Here is a 15,871-nt window from a genome sequence, read left to right on the forward strand (position 1 = left end):
TCCGGCGATCACCTACCTAAACTGGCACAATGACCTCCGAAACGGATGGCACAACATGGCCGAAATGGGTGGCACAATGATCTCCGAAATAGCCATTAATATTTTCGTGAAAAGATATTTTTGTTTCTTCTATCTTCTATAAAAACCTTTCTTAAGAGAAATAATTTAAAATGCAACCCCTTAAGAGGTTGCCTTCCTATTCATAGATAAGTTGAAGGATTTAAAACTAAGTTAATAGAAACTTATCCCTCTGTTTTTTGGTCATGAATGAATGCGTATAAACTGATTTTGATCTAATACCACAAGATCGAGACGGGCTAAACATATCCAGAAACTACTATGTTTTTTGGCAAAAACCCCGTTATATCGTTCGATTGAAATGTTAAGATTCCATCCGTAAAGGACGTTTGAAAAGTCTCCTACTATAACTTACACCTGTTGGAAGTGCTGAATTTATAAAACTTTCAACGTCTTTCAGACTTTCAGGAACTTGCTGATAACGGTTATTATCGTCTGTTTCTAAAGCAAGTGATACATGATTTACAGGGGAATGTATAACACTTCTGTTGTCTTCTGCTACATTTGCATTGTACAGTTGTGTATCTGTTTTAATTAATTCGTTGTAAGAAACAGAACCGCTATAAGTTTCTGTTTGTGTTACTTTTTATTTTAAACCAGTTGGCTGATTTGAATCACTTTTAAGAAAAGAGGCGTTGATTATTTCCTCGTTCATTGAGGACCATTAAGGCCGGAACCCAATCCATACATCAAAAAGTGTAATTTTTAATGTATGGTACCTGTAAAACCCTTATGTTGAGGTCGGAATTAAACTCATGCCTTAAATGACAGGTATTTTAATGTCTCAACAGCCGATATACCGCGTTAATCCCGATCGCAATACACCCTGGAATGACCTGCCGCTGCTGCCGATCGATGAAGAACTGTATAAAAATGTTGAGATCTACGAACAGCTGGGCCGGGCCAAGGAGGCGATGGGGCTGCTGGCCGGACGCAGCGTGGCCATCCCCAACCAGGCGCTCCTGATCAACAGTATTACCCTGCAGGAGGCGAAGGATTCGAGCGCCATCGAGAACGTCTTTACCACCACCGACGATCTCTACCAGGCGTTCAGCGACAGCCGGTTCGATGATAATGTATCCGCCCCCACGAAAGAGGTGCTTCGTTATCGGGAGGCGATATGGGAGGGACATAAATATTTACAAGAACACGGTGCGTTTGATCTGGATTACTTTGTGAACTTGTACCAGGAGATCAAAGAAGCCCGCGATGCCATTCGTCCGCCTTTTGCCACGACCTATATTCGCCAGGGGGGCAGTGGACCCAATGCCGGCAAACGAGTGTACACGCCGCCCAAGGGAAAGGAGGTGCTGCGGGAGAAGCTGGAGAACCTGACGGAGTTTTTGAATGACGATTCCATCCCGCCCCACGAGCCGCTGCTAAAGATGGCGATTGCTCACTTTCAATTTGAGGCGATCCACCCCTTTCGCGATGGCAATGGACGCGTGGGACGCATCCTGAATATTCATTACCTGACAAAGGCGGGACTTTTGGAGCTGCCCATTCTTTATCTCAGTCGCTATGTCATCGATCACAAGCAGGAGTATTACGATACGCTGGCGGGGGTGTCGCAGCGCGGGGACTGGGAGGCCTGGATACTGTATATGCTTCGGGCGGTGGATTCTACGGCACGGCTGACCTACCGGAAGGTCAATGATATCCTGGAGGCCAAAGAAGCCATTTTGGAGGCCGTGGAACGTGAGCAGAATTTTCAGCGCCCGGGCCAGCTTATCGATGCCATTTTCACCCAGCCGTTTACGAAGGTGAGTCACCTGACCGATGCGGGGCTGTATGCGGAAAATACGGCCCGCAGCTACCTGAATACGCTGGATGAGATGGGGGTGCTGGAGAAACGGGAGATCAAGGGGCGTCACTATTATCGTAATCGTGAACTGGAACAGATCCTGACGTTTTAACCCGAATTATTCACAATCATATTAAAAAGACGCACAACCAAATTTCTTGGTGAGAAATTCGAGTTAGGTTTTCTCCTCACGGCCTATGAATTTGTCTCCCGCTCCCGGCAAACACAAAGAAGGCGGAGTGCGTTATTGATTGACTGGTTATCAGTTGGCAGGATTGGGCGGTAGCAAGGGGCGTGGCCAGCTTCATCCGAATATTTCTAAAACCCTACGCCAAAATATTCTCATTGCCCGAATCCGCTACAAATACGCAGGCAGACTGGGTCTGCTCTACATAGCTGCGGAGCTCATCCAGGTCCGGGTCTTCCGGCAGGCCAAACAGGTCGACATCTGCCTGGGGCGCCTCCCGCATCACCGTCTTAAAATCGCCGATCTCCACATGGGGCTTCACATCGGGCAGGCGGGCCACATCCCGCAGATTTTCAAGATATTGATACGCATTCTCCACCTCCGGCTCCTCCACCACGGTGATGATGCGCATCTCGGCACCCCAGTTGACCTTCAGCTTGTACGCGGTCAGCATCGCCAGGTCTACGTTGCCGAGCTCCATGCTCAGATCCCAATCGGGGCTCTGCTCATGGACCCACACATTTACCAGCGCACTGCGTCCGAGCTGGGCAATCGTATCCTCAACATATAGTTGAATGCCCATATTGTTGAGGCGCGCCTGCCGGATGATCGACAAAATTTCATCATCATACTGCTTGTGGGCGGGGAGTCTCAAAAACAAAATGTTGGGCCTGAAAAATGTGCCTTGCAGGGTTTGCAGCGAATTGAGCACGGCATCTTCAAAATTATTGGAATCGATGACGCTCCACCGGGCATAAATATTTTCTCGCTGAAATGACATTGAAAAATCCATCAGTGAATCCCTGAACGTTCCCTCATCTTCCTCCCCCGAGACTCCCACCAGCTTGACCGATCCCTTGGGATACACCAGGTTCCTGATAAGGCTGAAGTTGCCGCGCAGCTCGCGGGAGCTCCGGACCGGCACCAAGAGATTGGCTTTCCAGGCCCGCTCGTTATTTTCGGGCAATAGGGATACCCGCTTGGCCGCCCACTCGGCCAGTGACACAAACAGGCCGCTTCGCATATCGCCGTAGGGGACCTGAAGCTTTCGGTTGGACAGGTACAGGTACGTGATTATGACGAAGCCCAGGGCGATGAGCCCGAAGGTGGAGTTGATGACAAACATGGTAAACAGGCAGCCCACCGTGCCCAGGAACGGCACAAATTTGGGAATCGAAAACGTCGGCCGAAAGCTGATCATGTCCATCTGCTGCTCAATAAAGACCACCATGTTGATCATCATGTAGGTGATCAGGAAAAACATGGTGATCAGCGGGGCGATGGTATTCAAATCCCGCAGCAGCAGGGTGCCCAGCACCAGGCCGCCGGTCAGCAGGATGGCATTACGCGGTTCGCCGTTGTCCGCCAGCTTCGAGAACACCTCGCCGCCCGGAAATATCCTGTGATCCCCCAGTGCCTGCAGGATACGGGGCGCCCCCACGATAGAGGCCAGCGCCGATGAAAAGGTCGCCCCCAGCAGTCCGCCCAGCACCGCCGGCGACCAGAACGCGTAATCGATCATCACGTTGTAGTTGCTCACCAGCTCATCTACCGGGGCCACTTTGGCCATCCAGTATCCACTGGACATATAAATAAGGTAGCTGATACCGATGGCCGACAGCGTGCCCAGCGGTATGCTCTTCTTGGGATTTTTAAGCTCTCCCGACATGTTGGCCCCGGCCATAATACCGGTGGCGGCGGGAAAAAGAACGGCAAAGACAACCCAGAAGCTGACACCCTGGAAATTATCCTCCGGCGCACCCGGGAACTCTCCCCACCACTGGATGCTGTGTTCCATCGCCCCGGTAAACACGCTGGCGCCCACCGATACCAGGGCCGCGATGATAACCGCCAGTATGATGTACTGGATACGAAAAGCCAGCCTTGCGCTTAAATAGGCGACGATGAAGAGCAGGCTGAATACGACCATATCGACGGCAATGGCATAATGGTCGGGGAAGATATAGAGCCAGCCTTCCCTAAAACCGAAAATGTACATGGTGATGGCAAACGTCTGTGCCAGGTACAGCGGCACGCCCACACTGCCGCCGACTTCCAGTCCCAGCGACTGCGAGATAATGGAATACGCCCCGCCGGCCTTAATGCGGATATTGGTGGTGATGCACGACATTGACAGCGCCGTAAAAGTGACGATCAGGAAGGCAAGGGTGATGATCAGCCATCCGCCCAGCAGTCCGGCATTCCCGATCACCCAGCCCTGTCGCAAAAACAGGATGACTCCCAGGATAGTCAGCAGGGTGGGAACAAACACGCCGCCAAAAGTGCCGTACTTCTGCTTTTTTTTGGAAGCATGTTCCTCAACTTGTTCCTGCAGCGTGGATTCTTCTGCGGGTTGTTTATTCATGGAGATTCATGGTAACGGGTTTACCGGTCAATATGACAAGCAAACTATAAAATCACTTTTAATGAACAAACTTGTTTATGGAGATCTTCGAACTGCTTGTCGGACGGCGGGTGTTGTCGTCCGGTGAATGATCTCGGACTTTTTACTTCGCCGTATTTCTACAGAGGTATGGCTTTCCAATGGTGTGTGCCCTGGAGGGAAATTTTTATGGTTATTGCACTCCCAAATACACTCACTTCAACAGATGAAAGTTTAATCACTGAAATTGGCAAAACAACGGCTTTGCAAAGTCCCCATTTAACAGATGTTTCTCGGTACAATGTTCTGCATTGGAATTCACGGACTATGTATCGCTTTCGAGATATAATCAAATCCTATACTCCTGATCGATAATTTCTAACAGCCGGGTGGAATGGTTGGGGAGTCTTCGCGGTTGTAACAGTCAATATAGTTCAATGTTAAACTAAGAGGATTACAAATGTCCACCCCCAAGATTTTTGACACTATTGACGTGGGAACCCAAACCCTGAAAAACCGGCTGGCGATGGCGCCGATGACCCGCAACCGGGCTCATAACGAGGCCAATGCTCCCACGGAGCTGCATGCCGAGTATTACAGCCAGCGCGCCTCAGCTGGACTCATCCTCTCGGAGGGATCGCAGATATCCCGGCAGGGGATGGGCTATATCGACACTGCCGGTATCCACAGCCAGGAGCAGATCGAGGGATGGAAGAAGGTGCTGGAGGCCGTCCACCAGAACGAGGGTGTGATGTACAGCCAGCTCTGGCACGTGGGACGGGTTTCCCACACCTGGTTCCACGATGGGGAGCCGCCGGTGTCCTCCACAAATAAAAATGCCAACACCCAGGTATTCACGCCCGAGGGCTTCCAGCCGACCTCCACGCCCCGTGCCCTCTCTACGGAAGAGGTGGAAGCCGTGGTGCAGGATTTTCGGCAGGCCGCGCGCAACGCCATCGAGGCCGGGTTCGACGGCGTACAGATCCACGGCGCCAACGGCTACCTGGTGGAGCAGTTCCTCCATGACAGCATCAACGACCGCACGGACCGCTATGGCGGCTCTGTCAAAAATCGGGCCCGTTTTCTCTTTGAGGTGCTGGATGCGGTGATTGAGGAGGTGGGATCTGATAAAACATCGCTGCGCCTCTCCCCCAGTAATCTGATGGCTACTGAAAATGACTCTGAATCGAAAGCCCTGTATGAGTATGTGATCCGCAAACTGAATGAGGAGTATGAGCTCGCTTTCCTTGAGCTGGTGGAACCGCTGGCCGACCTGTCGGACCACCCGCAACTGGCAGAGAATGTGTTGGCCTACTATGGTCCTTTTTATGACGGCGTGCTGATGACTAATGGCAACTATGACCGTATAGCGGCCATCAACGTGGTAGAAGAGGGGAAAGCAGATATGGTTTCTTTCGCCCGCGAATTCCTGGCCAACCCGGACCTTCCGAAGCGCTTCGCGCAGAACGCCCCCCTCAATGAACCGGATCGCGACACCTTCTACGGCGGCGACGCGGAAGGCTATACGGATTACCCGTTTCTGGAGGAAATGGAAATCAAGGGTTAGCCTGCATTTTTCCCCAAGAAATTGGTTTGTATGCAAGGCGAAGTGGTAATCGCAAGCGAGACGTATGCTGGTACGTTGAGCGAGCGATTCCCACATTCAACGCAGCACAGCAGATGAACCAATTTCGCAGTCCGCTACACTCTGTCATAGTATTTTCAGTAATAAAATCAATCTAAATCATTGTAATTCATAGTATTACAATGATTCAAAATTATTCTCGTGAGAAATGCAGGTTAGCGGGGTCTGCTGAATTCAGCCGGAACAGGTGGGTTTCCAGCAACGCTGAAAAGTCAGGGTACCAGAATGACTTTGCCGATATTCTGGCGCTCCTCAATGTAGCGGTGAGCGTCGGCCACCTCGCTGAACGGGAAGGTTTTGTCTACATGCGGGGATACCCATCCTTCACCGACGCCCTCCAGGAGTTGGCGCATCCAGTGTTGCGCCTTCTCCTTTTCATGCCACAGGTGTCCCAGGTTGACTCCAAAGACGCCCCGGTTTTTGTCGAGCAGCGGCAGAGGGTGGAAAAAAGGCATGGTAACGACAGTTGCCAGCAGCTTGAGCTTGGCCCACCATCCACCAGAAACCCCTTCGCTGGCACTGGAGACCCCAAACATGCCGAGTCGCCCGGTTGTCCGAAGGGCTTTATAGCTCCGTTTCCACTCCTTTCCGCCCAGCGGATCGATGATTAACTCTACCCCCCGGTTGTCCGTCATTTTCATGAGCTGCTTGTACCAGTCGTTGTTCCGGTAGTCGATCGGGTGGTCAAGCCCGCGTGCTACCAGGAATTCGTGTTTTCGGGGGCTGGCCGTGCCGTAGGTGGTAGCCCCGATGTGCTGGGCGATCTGCAGTGCGGCAAGTCCCACGCCCCCGCCAGCGTTATGGATCAGGATCGACTCCGCGGGCTGCAGCGAGCCCATGACCCGTATCAGCACCCAGGCGGTGAGGTAATTTACCGGCAGCGCAGCCGCCTCTTCGAAGGAGAGGGCTTCAGGCTTTTCAAATAGTTGATGGGGCTTCACCAAAACTTTTTCGGCTTGTCCCCCGAAACGGGTGGTGGCAATGACCTCTTTTCCTTTCCATTTCGGATCCGCCTGCGCCCCGGCTGCCTCCACGATCCCTGAAACTTCGTAGCCCATGACGCACGGCTTGGGCGGGGCATCCTGGTAGGTGCCTTTGCGGGCCAGGATATCGGCAAAATTGATGCCCGCCGCCCGAACGTCAATCAGCAGCTCCTCCCCGTCAGGCACAGGGTCTTCCGCTTCCGATATGGTGAGTACGTCGTAACTGCCGTCGGCGCTGTTTACAATCTCTCGCATAATACCCTGTTAGTTGCTTGCATATTTTTCCACCCCGGCAAGGGCCACCATCATCTCAAAAAGATCGGTATTCCGGGTAAAATTATCCATCTGTTCAATGCCGGGTCCAAGCACCGCCAGCTCCACGTAGTCGGAAGTGTGCACGGTGCCCAGCCAGTTGATGGAAAGGTAGTTGGCCAATATGGAGCCGAGCGCCGCCTTGGGACTGTTTTTGGCCTCGTAGACGGTGGTGAGTTCACCATTCAGCGATTTAAGGAGCATGATGGCTTGCTGCCGGGTAATGCCCAGGTTAGTTGCCGTTTTCACACGGTCCCGAATGTCTTCAACGGAACTATTGGCGTCCAGACCGGAAAGGATCCAGTCGTTGCTGTGGGTGAACTGCTGGATGTTGTCGAGGTTGCTGCCGGAATCGGTATAGCGGTCTCCGGTCCCGTTGACAGCGGGATTCGCGTTCCCGTGATCGGTCGTGATGATCAGCAGGGTATCCTCTCTGCCGGAGGCAAAGTCGAGGGCCACACCCACCGCCTCGTCAAACTCAATCTGGTCGTAAATCAGTCCGGCGGCATCGTTGCCGTGGGCCGCGTGATCCACACGTCCGCCTTCTACCTGCAGCAGAAACCCGTTCTGAGCCCCCTTGAACTGTTTGAGAGCGGTTTGGGTCATCTCTGCAAGGGTCGGCACTGTCGACGCCAGGGCAGCGTTGTTTTGCCGGTCGATGGTGTAGGGCAGGTGCGAATCGGAAAAGACACCGAGCAGCTTATGCCGGCTGGCGTTTGGCAGGTTTGCCTTTTCGCGAATCACGTCGTATCCCTTGGCGCGGAATCCCGCAAAGAGATCCTTGCCGTCATCCCGGTTCGCCGGAGCAAAATGACGGGCTCCTCCACCCATCAGCAGGTCGAATTCCCGCTGCAGGTACTGCATAGCAATAGTGTCTTCCATGCCCCGGTCGGGCACGTTGGCGGCAAACCCGGCGGGTGTGGCGTGGGTAAGCCGCGTGGTTGTAACCAGGCCGGTTTTTTTGCCGGCATCGCGGAATATTTCGGCGATCGGCTTGTGGCGGCGCCCGTCGGGCGACATGTTGATCGCCCCGTTGTTGATTCGCTGGCCGGTTCCCCAGGAGGAAGCCGCTGCGGCGGAATCGGTCACCGGAGAATCGAGAGAGGCCATATCCATCAGCCCCCGGTGGTATGGGCGCTCGGTGGAATCGTAGAGCTCCAGCCAATTGGTGGCCTCTCCATACTGGCGCCGTTTGACAAGGTCGCCCAGCGTCAGGGTGCCACTGCTCATCCCGTCACTGACCATAAATATGATGTTCTTCGCTTCCCCCTTCGCCTGGGAAATCCTGTCCAGCAGGCTACTGGATTTTCCGGATAAAACAGAGGAACCGATTCCAAGAGATGCTAATGCGCTGCTTTTTAAAAAATCTTTCCGACTAAATGAAGACATAAAGGATCTGATTGTCTTGACAATGGTTTTGGTTAAGATAAGTGATATCAGGTAGAAGTGTGATTAACTCCTTGTTAAATGTTTTTATCCTTATTGTGTACGCGCACTGATTCGCGTAATCCAGGACGCGATTACCCTTTCAAAAGGTGTGCGGGATGTGTAGGTAAATAACACGGACTGATACCTATTTTCACATAAAATTCGTAGTATCCGGTATCGCTATTCACAAGAGGGCTTTGCAAAGCTCCCTTTTTTTCGGAGTCCTCAGAAATCCAATGTTATCTACATAAAGTGAGATGGAAAAACAGCACTATATTTTGTTGAGTATCGCAATTATTCTTGCAATGGCCGTACTGGGATATTTCATAAGGGAAACGGCGATCCGTTTTAAAGAGTACGAGCGCACGGTCACCGTCAAGGGCCTTGCCGAGCAGGAGCACCCGGCGGATATCGTAATCTGGCCGATCCAGTTTACCGAGGCGGGTAATAACCTCGAGGCGATCTACACCTCGGTTGAGAAGAGCGCAAATATCGTTAAAACGTTCCTTATGGAGCGCGGTATCGGTGAGGAGGCGATCTCGTTTTCGACGCCGGTTATGACTGACAGGTCGGCACAGCGGTATGGTGGAAATGAGAACGTGGAATTCCGGTATGTGGCCACCCAGAATGTGACGGTCTACTCGAGCGAGGTCGACAAGGTGCGCGAGGTGATGGGAGAGCTGGTGGAGCTGGGGAAGCGGGGCATCACGCTGAGTGGCGACGAGTACCAGGTGCGAACCGAATACCTGTTCACGCGGCTAAATGAGATCAAGCCGGAGATGATTGAGCAGGCCACAAAAGAGGCGCGGCAGGTAGCACAGAAATTCGCCGAAGATTCCAACAGCAGGCTGGGTAAGATCAAGACGGCTTCGCAGGGACAGTTTAGCATTGCCCCAAGAGATAACAATACCCCGTATATTAAAAACATCCGCGTGGTTTCTACGATCGAGTATTACCTGTCAGACTAGTCTCTGGATCTGACTGTCTCAAATTGAGGCAGTGAGGTTAACGGCGGAATCATCGATTCTATTCTCCCAGGATGCGGTTAAACAGTTGGCCGAACATCCCCTTTCGGGTGTCAAAGGAGGGTTCGAAATGCCGGATTCCCGTTACCTGTGTGCTGTCCCCGTTAAATTCCAGCTTGTAATTCCATACGTAGGCGGAAGAAGGGTTGGCACCCGATAACCAGAGGTCGGATCGCCCAAAACGGAGATCGGAGAAGATGAGTCCGTCCGGGCGCTTCTCGACGGTATAATAGCCGTTGGAGAACCAGAGCAGTCGCTGGACGGGCAGGTCATCCCGGTAGGGGGCTATCAGGTCAGACTGCCTGGGCAGCGTTATAAAATCGATCTCCTGATCGTTGTCAAAGATGGAGTAGAGTCCCACATGGATATCGTCGCCGCTTTCCAGGTAGCCGGTCCAGAGAAATATGGTCAGGGGAGCGGGGGTGGTCATGTACCGGTCCACCGCCATATTCTGCTGCCGGGAGTTATCCTCAAAGACCGTATTTACATGCCATTTTACTCCAAAGCCCATCAGCAGGTAGAAGGAGCTGATTCCCAGCCCGAGGTAGTTGGCCCACCGCCGTTTGTGCAGATTCCGGTTGAGGAAGAGCGCAACCAGGATGCCGCCGAGGAGAGGCACCGTATAAAACGGGTCGATAATAAAGATTGAGTTAAAACTGGCGGCATAATTGCTGAAAGGCTGGAATACCTGCGTACCGTAGCTGGTACACACGTCGATAAAGATATGGGTAGAAAAAACCCAGAACACCAGCCCGCTCCACTGCTTCCATCCGGCCTTTTGGTTCCATTTGAGTTGGGCCAGCAGCCAGCCAAACAGGGGCGGGGTCAGCAGGCAAAAAAGTATGGAGTGGGTAATTCCGCGGTGAGCAACAATCTGTTGAACTTCTGTCAGGAAGGGATTCGCCAGAATATCAAGGTCGGGAACCACCCCGAGTACAGCGCCCCATAGTGGAGCTTTATTTTCAATCCTGCGCCCGAGTACGGCCTCCCCGACGGCGGCTCCCAGCGTGATCTGTGTAATGGTGTCCATTCAGCAAATTTGTAAAAAAAATTAAAGATTTGTTTGTGCGGCCAAACCTGGTCGATTTCTCAATTTTCCTTCAGAATCATGTGCGTTATTTACACTAGACAAGTTTTTACATTTAGTGTTGAACTATTTCATATTTCATTCACTTTTTTTGGTTACTGAGACAAAAAAAGTCGGACGTAGACAATACAACAACAATTTTGAATAATTATCCAATGATATTTGCAGCCGGTTCATATATCCGTTCTACCACGGTCGCCCTGGTGGCGGTTTTTTTTGTGGTTTCCTGTTCAGATGAGGCCTCTCAGGGAAACAGCGATTCCCCTACTAATTCAGTTATTCCAGCAGTTGAAGCGGTAGAGGCACGTTACGGATCCCTGCCGTTAAGCGAGCGGCTCAGCGGTACAGTGATTGCCGAAAACCAGGTGGAGCTTTACCCCGAGATAAGCGGTCGCGTTGCCGAGGTGCTGGTAAGCAATGGAGATGAAGTTCAGGAAGGCGACCCGCTGGTCCGTCTCGATGACACCCAGTACCGGGAACAGGTCCAGCAGGCGGAGGCAAGCTATCGGATCAGTAACGCCCGCCTAAAGCAGGCCCGGGCCCGGTTGCGACAGCTGGAGGCGGAGTACAAGCGAACCAAAACGCTGGCCGACCGTAATCTTTCCAGCGAGCTGGAGATGGAAACGCTGGAGGCCCAGATGGCATCAGCCGAGGCGGATGTTGAACTGGCTGAAGCTGAGCTTGAGCGCGCGCAGTCAACGCTTGAAGAGCAAAAAGAGATGCTGCAACGGACCGTGATCAGGGCCCCGATCACGGGGTCCGTGGGGCAGCGCAATGCGGAGGTGGGTATGCAGGTAGGTACCGGCACCCACCTGTTTACGATCGGGAATCTTGGAGATTTACGGGTGGAAGTCGTATTGACCGAAGATATGCTGAACAGGATTGAGATCGGACAGACGGCCGAAATTATGGCACCGACAAGAGATGGGCAGACTGAAATTATACAAGCGGAGCTCTCCCGTATTTCTCCCTTTCTGAATCCTGTGGCCCGCAGTACCGAAGCAGAAATTGATGTATCGAATGAAAAGGGTCTGTTGAGACCCGGCATGTTTGTTCCGGTGGACATTTTGTACGGAGAAAGTGAGCAGGCTACGCTGCTGCCCACCAGTGCGCTGTACACCGACCCTCAAACCGGTGAAGAGGGAGTTTATGTGGCCACTACGCTTGGATCGGAGGTGGAACCGGTCGAAAGTACACCGGATGATTCCGGGAACCCGGCCCCGCTTACTGAACCTGTTGATGTCGAGTTCAAGGTGATTGATGTTATTGCGGAAGGACGTATGGAACTGGGAGTGGCCGGGGTGGAACCGGGTGACTGGGTCATTACCGTCGGGCAGCACCTGTTGACGGGCGGCCGCCGGCAGGCCCGGGTGCGCACCAGCTCCTGGGAGCGCATTTTGACGCTCCAGGGATACCAGCGTAACGACCTGTTGCAGGAGGTCCTCAACACCCAGCAACAGAGTCCTCAACAACCAACCATGTAACGTAAAAAGGATCTAACCATGCCGCTAACGAAAACTGCTGTAGACCGACCTATTGCCACCACGATGGTGTTTTTGATTGTCATCGTGCTGGGCGTCATCTCGTTCCGGTATCTGCCGGTAGACCTGCTGCCCCCGATTGAGTATCCCCAGCTTACGGTCAGTACCGATTACAACAATGTCGGGCCTGAGGAGATGGAAAAAATTATTACAAAGCCGGTTGAAAATGCCATTGCCGGCGTTCCGGGCGTGGAGCGCGTACGCTCAAGCTCCTCGGAGGGCCGAAGCCGGGTGACGCTTGAGTTTTCCCAGACCACGGATGTGGATGTGGCGGCCAATGATGTGCGGGCCGCGCTGGATCGCATCCGGGATGACCTGCCGCCCGAGGTGGAATCGCCCCGCATCTGGAAATTCGACCCCAATAATTTTCCCATTATTATTGTGGGAGCCAACTCCGAACGCCCGCTTCCCGACCTAACCCAGATACTGGAGCGGGAAATTACGCAGCGTTTTGAGCAGATAGACGGGGTCGGCTCTATCGATATCTGGGGCGGTATCTACCGAGAAGTGCATGTAGACCTGAAGAGAGATCGACTGATCGCAAGCGGACTCTCCTCGGCGCAGGTTCAGCAGGCGATCGCCAGCGAAAACGTGAACCTGCCGGGCGGGAATGTGAACTCCGGTACGCAGCAGCTCTATGTGCGGACTCTAGGGGAGTACGAGACGGTCGACGAGATCGCCAATACCATCATTACCGTGGTTGACGGGAAACCGATCCGCGTAAAAGATGTGGCCGAGGTAAAGTGGGACTATGAGGATCTGGACCGGCTGGTTACGATCAATGGTGAACCGATGGTTCGATTCGGCATTCGCAAACAGACGGGTGCCAACACGGTAGCGGTGGCTGAAGAGATCCGTGCAGAGGTTGAACGCGTCAACAGCGAGCGTTCGGATCTTGAACTGTTTGTCACCATTGACCAGAGTGATTTTATACAGAATTCCATAGACAACGTGCAGTCTTCGGCCATGTGGGGCGGACTGCTGGCGGTATTTATCCTGTACCTGTTCCTGAGAAACGGATCCTCAACATTTATTATCGCCCTTTCTATTCCTATTTCGATCATCGCCACTTTTGCACTGCTCTATTTTAACGGACTTACGTTAAACCAAATGAGTTTTGGAGGGCTCGCCCTGGGTGTCGGCCTCATTGTGGACAACGCTATCGTGGTGCTGGAGAATATCGTACGGCTAAGGGAGGAAAAAGGCGAGAATCTGCGAACCAGCTCGCTGGTCGGTACCAAAGAGGTGGGCGGCGCCATTATCGCCTCTACGCTCACTACCTCCGTGATCTTCCTGCCGGTGGTATTCATGAATACCATCACCGGCATCATTTTCCAGGAGCTGGCGCTGGTGGTTGTATTTGCATTGGTGTGCTCCCTGTTTGTGGCCCTTTCACTGGTACCGATGCTCTGCAGCAAGTTCCTCACGATTAAACCTTCTGAAAAGGAGGAGATCAAGAAGAAAGGTCGTTTTCGCCGTTTCTTTGTGATGATGGAAGAGAAATATTCCCAGATTATCGACAAGGTACTGGATCGCAAGGTAATAGTGTTCAGTTCTACTGCCGTACTGGTCATCGGCTGCTTCCTGGTGATTCCACAGCTCCCGATGGAGCTCGCCCCGCAAACCGATGCTGACGAGATCGATGTGGATCTCGAGATGGCGCAGGGGACCAGCATCACGGTTTTGAATGAGTACCTGAAGGAGCTGGAGACAGTAGTCCGGGCAAACTTGCCGATGGAGGATGTACGGCATATTACGACCGACGTAAGCGACGGACGAGCCGAAGTGGAAATTTCAATGGTGTCGGCTGACGAGCGTTCCATGAGTACCTCAAAAATTGCCGATCAAATTCGGGATAATGTTCAGGGGCTGATTCCGGGAGCCGATATCAGGGTTAGCGCGCAATCGGGACTCTGGATGCTGCGTCGATTGTTTGGCTCGGGAGGGGGCACCGAGGTGGAAGTACAGCTTATGGGGTACAACCTGGATCAGGCCCAGGAGATATCCAACCAGATTAAGCTGCTGATGGAGGAGATTCCCGAGGTGGAGGGCGTACGCACCGACCGCAGAGAAGGACGACCGGAACAGCGAATTATTTTCAATCGTGAAAAAATTGCTGATCTCGGCCTTTCGATTACTGAAGTAGCCCGCGTCATCCAAACCAACGTGGGCGGCAGCCGGGCCGGGGTGTTCCGCGAGGACGGCGATGAATACCCGATTATTGTGCGCCTGCAGCCCGAAGACCGCCTGAGTACGACCGATCTTGATAATATCTCGATTACCACTCCCAACGGGCAGGTGATCCCGGTGTCTTCGCTGGTTACCAAGGAGATGGGACGGGGACCGACCGATATCAACAGGGTGAACAGCCAGCGGGTATCATACATATCGGCGAACCTGCAGAGCGGCGTGCCCCTGGGTGAGGCCGTGGAAAAAATTCAGGAAAAGCTCTCAACCCTGGAGCTTCCGGCCGGCTTCTCTATTGTATACAGTGGAGAATACGAGGAACAACAGGAGGCGGCAGCTGACTTTCAGCTCTCTATTCTCATGGCACTGATCCTGATCTACATGGTGATGGCCGCCCAGTTTGAGCGTTTCCTGGACCCGGTAATCGTCATGTTTTCGGTACCGCTTGCTGTCATCGGGGTGGTCCCGACGCTGCTGCTTACGGGAACGACGCTTAACATGCAGAGCTTGATGGGCGTGGTTATGCTGATCGGTATTGTGGTGAATAACGCCATTGTACTGGTCGACTATATCAACCTGATGCGCCGCGATCACGGAATGAGCGTCCGCGAGGCTGTAATTGTCTCGGGCAAGCTGCGCCTGCGTCCCATCTTGATGACGACACTGACCACTGTTCTGGGACTGCTGCCGCTCTCCTTCGGGCTCGGGGCAGGCGCTGAAATTCAGGCTTCGCTGGCACGTGTGGTAATTGGCGGACTTACTGCCTCTACCCTCGTCACGCTCGTATTTATCCCCGTAGTGTATGTTACGGCGAACAATGTGCTTGAAAAAGTTCGTGCTTCAAAATGGTACCTGTTCGACAAAACGGACCAGCAGGTACAAACGGCCAAGGCGTAACCGTCGGTACCTTCGTCGTTTTAAGCCTGGTGCTCATATGGGGACCAGGCTTTTTTGTTGCCCTTGATTTTAGAGGGCTTTGCAAAACATTCTATTCCTTGTTTTAAGGTCACAAAGGTCGGTATTACAACTACCTCCCAACAAAATAGCAGGTTCTGCAAACGCCCCATTTTAGAGAGGACCTGGAGAAAGTGGATCCAATCCATTTACAATGACTGTTGATTTGTGAAAGCCTTCTCAAATAGTTTCAGGCTATAAGTAGGAAGAGGTCATATAAGTAAATGATTTTCACCAAAAGTTACGGTTTTCTGTTC

General features: G+C 52.7%; 9 protein-coding genes. 5 read left to right on the top strand and 4 right to left on the bottom strand.

Annotated features, from left to right (window positions below; translation table 11 throughout):
• The first annotated feature begins 842 nt into the window (after positions 1-842).
• Positions 843-1,994 carry a Fic family protein gene (locus ACG2F4_RS10705; RefSeq protein WP_395260581.1) on the top strand — a complete coding sequence of 384 codons (1,152 nt, stop codon included), beginning with the start codon at positions 843-845 and terminating at the stop codon, positions 1,992-1,994.
• A gap of 214 nt (positions 1,995-2,208) precedes the next feature.
• On the opposite strand, the gene ACG2F4_RS10710 is transcribed toward ACG2F4_RS10705, so the two are convergent.
• Positions 2,209-4,434, bottom strand: coding sequence for an amino acid permease (locus ACG2F4_RS10710; protein WP_395260583.1), 2,226 nt, complete (start codon positions 4,432-4,434; stop codon positions 2,209-2,211).
• Positions 4,435-4,912: 478 nt separating this feature from the next.
• Between ACG2F4_RS10710 and ACG2F4_RS10715 the strand changes: the two genes are divergently transcribed.
• The gene (locus ACG2F4_RS10715; protein ID WP_395260584.1) at positions 4,913-6,019 is read left to right on the top strand and encodes an alkene reductase; all 1,107 of its coding nucleotides are present in this window, start codon (positions 4,913-4,915) and stop codon (positions 6,017-6,019) included.
• Between the two features lie 290 nt (positions 6,020-6,309).
• On the opposite strand, the gene ACG2F4_RS10720 is transcribed toward ACG2F4_RS10715, so the two are convergent.
• Positions 6,310-7,335, bottom strand: coding sequence for a medium chain dehydrogenase/reductase family protein (locus ACG2F4_RS10720; RefSeq protein WP_395260586.1), 1,026 nt, complete (start codon positions 7,333-7,335; stop codon positions 6,310-6,312).
• 9 nt (positions 7,336-7,344) lie between these two features.
• Positions 7,345-8,781, bottom strand: coding sequence for an alkaline phosphatase (locus ACG2F4_RS10725; RefSeq protein WP_395260588.1), 1,437 nt, complete (start codon positions 8,779-8,781; stop codon positions 7,345-7,347).
• A gap of 296 nt (positions 8,782-9,077) precedes the next feature.
• On the opposite strand from ACG2F4_RS10725, the gene ACG2F4_RS10730 reads away from it, so the two are divergent.
• Positions 9,078-9,788, top strand: coding sequence for an SIMPL domain-containing protein (locus ACG2F4_RS10730; protein WP_395260590.1), 711 nt, complete (start codon positions 9,078-9,080; stop codon positions 9,786-9,788).
• A gap of 58 nt (positions 9,789-9,846) precedes the next feature.
• Here ACG2F4_RS10730 and ACG2F4_RS10735 read toward each other — a convergent pair whose 3' ends face one another.
• Positions 9,847-10,875 carry a metal-dependent hydrolase gene (locus tag ACG2F4_RS10735; protein ID WP_395260592.1) on the bottom strand — a complete coding sequence of 343 codons (1,029 nt, stop codon included), beginning with the start codon at positions 10,873-10,875 and terminating at the stop codon, positions 9,847-9,849.
• Between the two features lie 212 nt (positions 10,876-11,087).
• Here ACG2F4_RS10735 and ACG2F4_RS10740 point away from each other — a divergent pair, with 212 nt between their 5' ends.
• Both ACG2F4_RS10740 and ACG2F4_RS10745 read left to right on the top strand, forming a co-directional pair.
• A complete protein-coding gene (locus ACG2F4_RS10740) occupies positions 11,088-12,416 on the top strand; it encodes an efflux RND transporter periplasmic adaptor subunit (protein ID WP_395260595.1) in 1,329 nt (442 codons plus the stop codon).
• Positions 12,417-12,434: 18 nt separating this feature from the next.
• The gene (locus tag ACG2F4_RS10745) at positions 12,435-15,557 is read left to right on the top strand and encodes an efflux RND transporter permease subunit (RefSeq protein WP_395260597.1); all 3,123 of its coding nucleotides are present in this window, start codon (positions 12,435-12,437) and stop codon (positions 15,555-15,557) included.
• Positions 15,558-15,871: the final 314 nt, after the last annotated feature.

This window comes from Halalkalibaculum sp. DA3122, assembly GCF_043951865.1.
Lineage (GTDB): Bacteria > Bacteroidota > Rhodothermia > Balneolales > Balneolaceae > JAMQKA01.

What these genes read in the sequence shown, in the direction of transcription:
- ACG2F4_RS10705 (WP_395260581.1), top strand. Translation starts at nt 843, where the DNA reads ATGACAGGTATTTTAATGTCTCAACAGCCGATATACCGCGTTAATCCC.
- ACG2F4_RS10710 (WP_395260583.1), bottom strand. Translation starts at nt 4,434, where the DNA reads ATGAATAAACAACCCGCAGAAGAATCCACGCTGCAGGAACAAGTTGAG.
- ACG2F4_RS10715 (WP_395260584.1), top strand. Translation starts at nt 4,913, where the DNA reads ATGTCCACCCCCAAGATTTTTGACACTATTGACGTGGGAACCCAAACC.
- ACG2F4_RS10720 (WP_395260586.1), bottom strand. Translation starts at nt 7,335, where the DNA reads ATGCGAGAGATTGTAAACAGCGCCGACGGCAGTTACGACGTACTCACC.
- ACG2F4_RS10725 (WP_395260588.1), bottom strand. Translation starts at nt 8,781, where the DNA reads ATGTCTTCATTTAGTCGGAAAGATTTTTTAAAAAGCAGCGCATTAGCA.
- ACG2F4_RS10730 (WP_395260590.1), top strand. Translation starts at nt 9,078, where the DNA reads ATGGAAAAACAGCACTATATTTTGTTGAGTATCGCAATTATTCTTGCA.
- ACG2F4_RS10735 (WP_395260592.1), bottom strand. Translation starts at nt 10,875, where the DNA reads ATGGACACCATTACACAGATCACGCTGGGAGCCGCCGTCGGGGAGGCC.
- ACG2F4_RS10740 (WP_395260595.1), top strand. Translation starts at nt 11,088, where the DNA reads ATGATATTTGCAGCCGGTTCATATATCCGTTCTACCACGGTCGCCCTG.
- ACG2F4_RS10745 (WP_395260597.1), top strand. Translation starts at nt 12,435, where the DNA reads ATGCCGCTAACGAAAACTGCTGTAGACCGACCTATTGCCACCACGATG.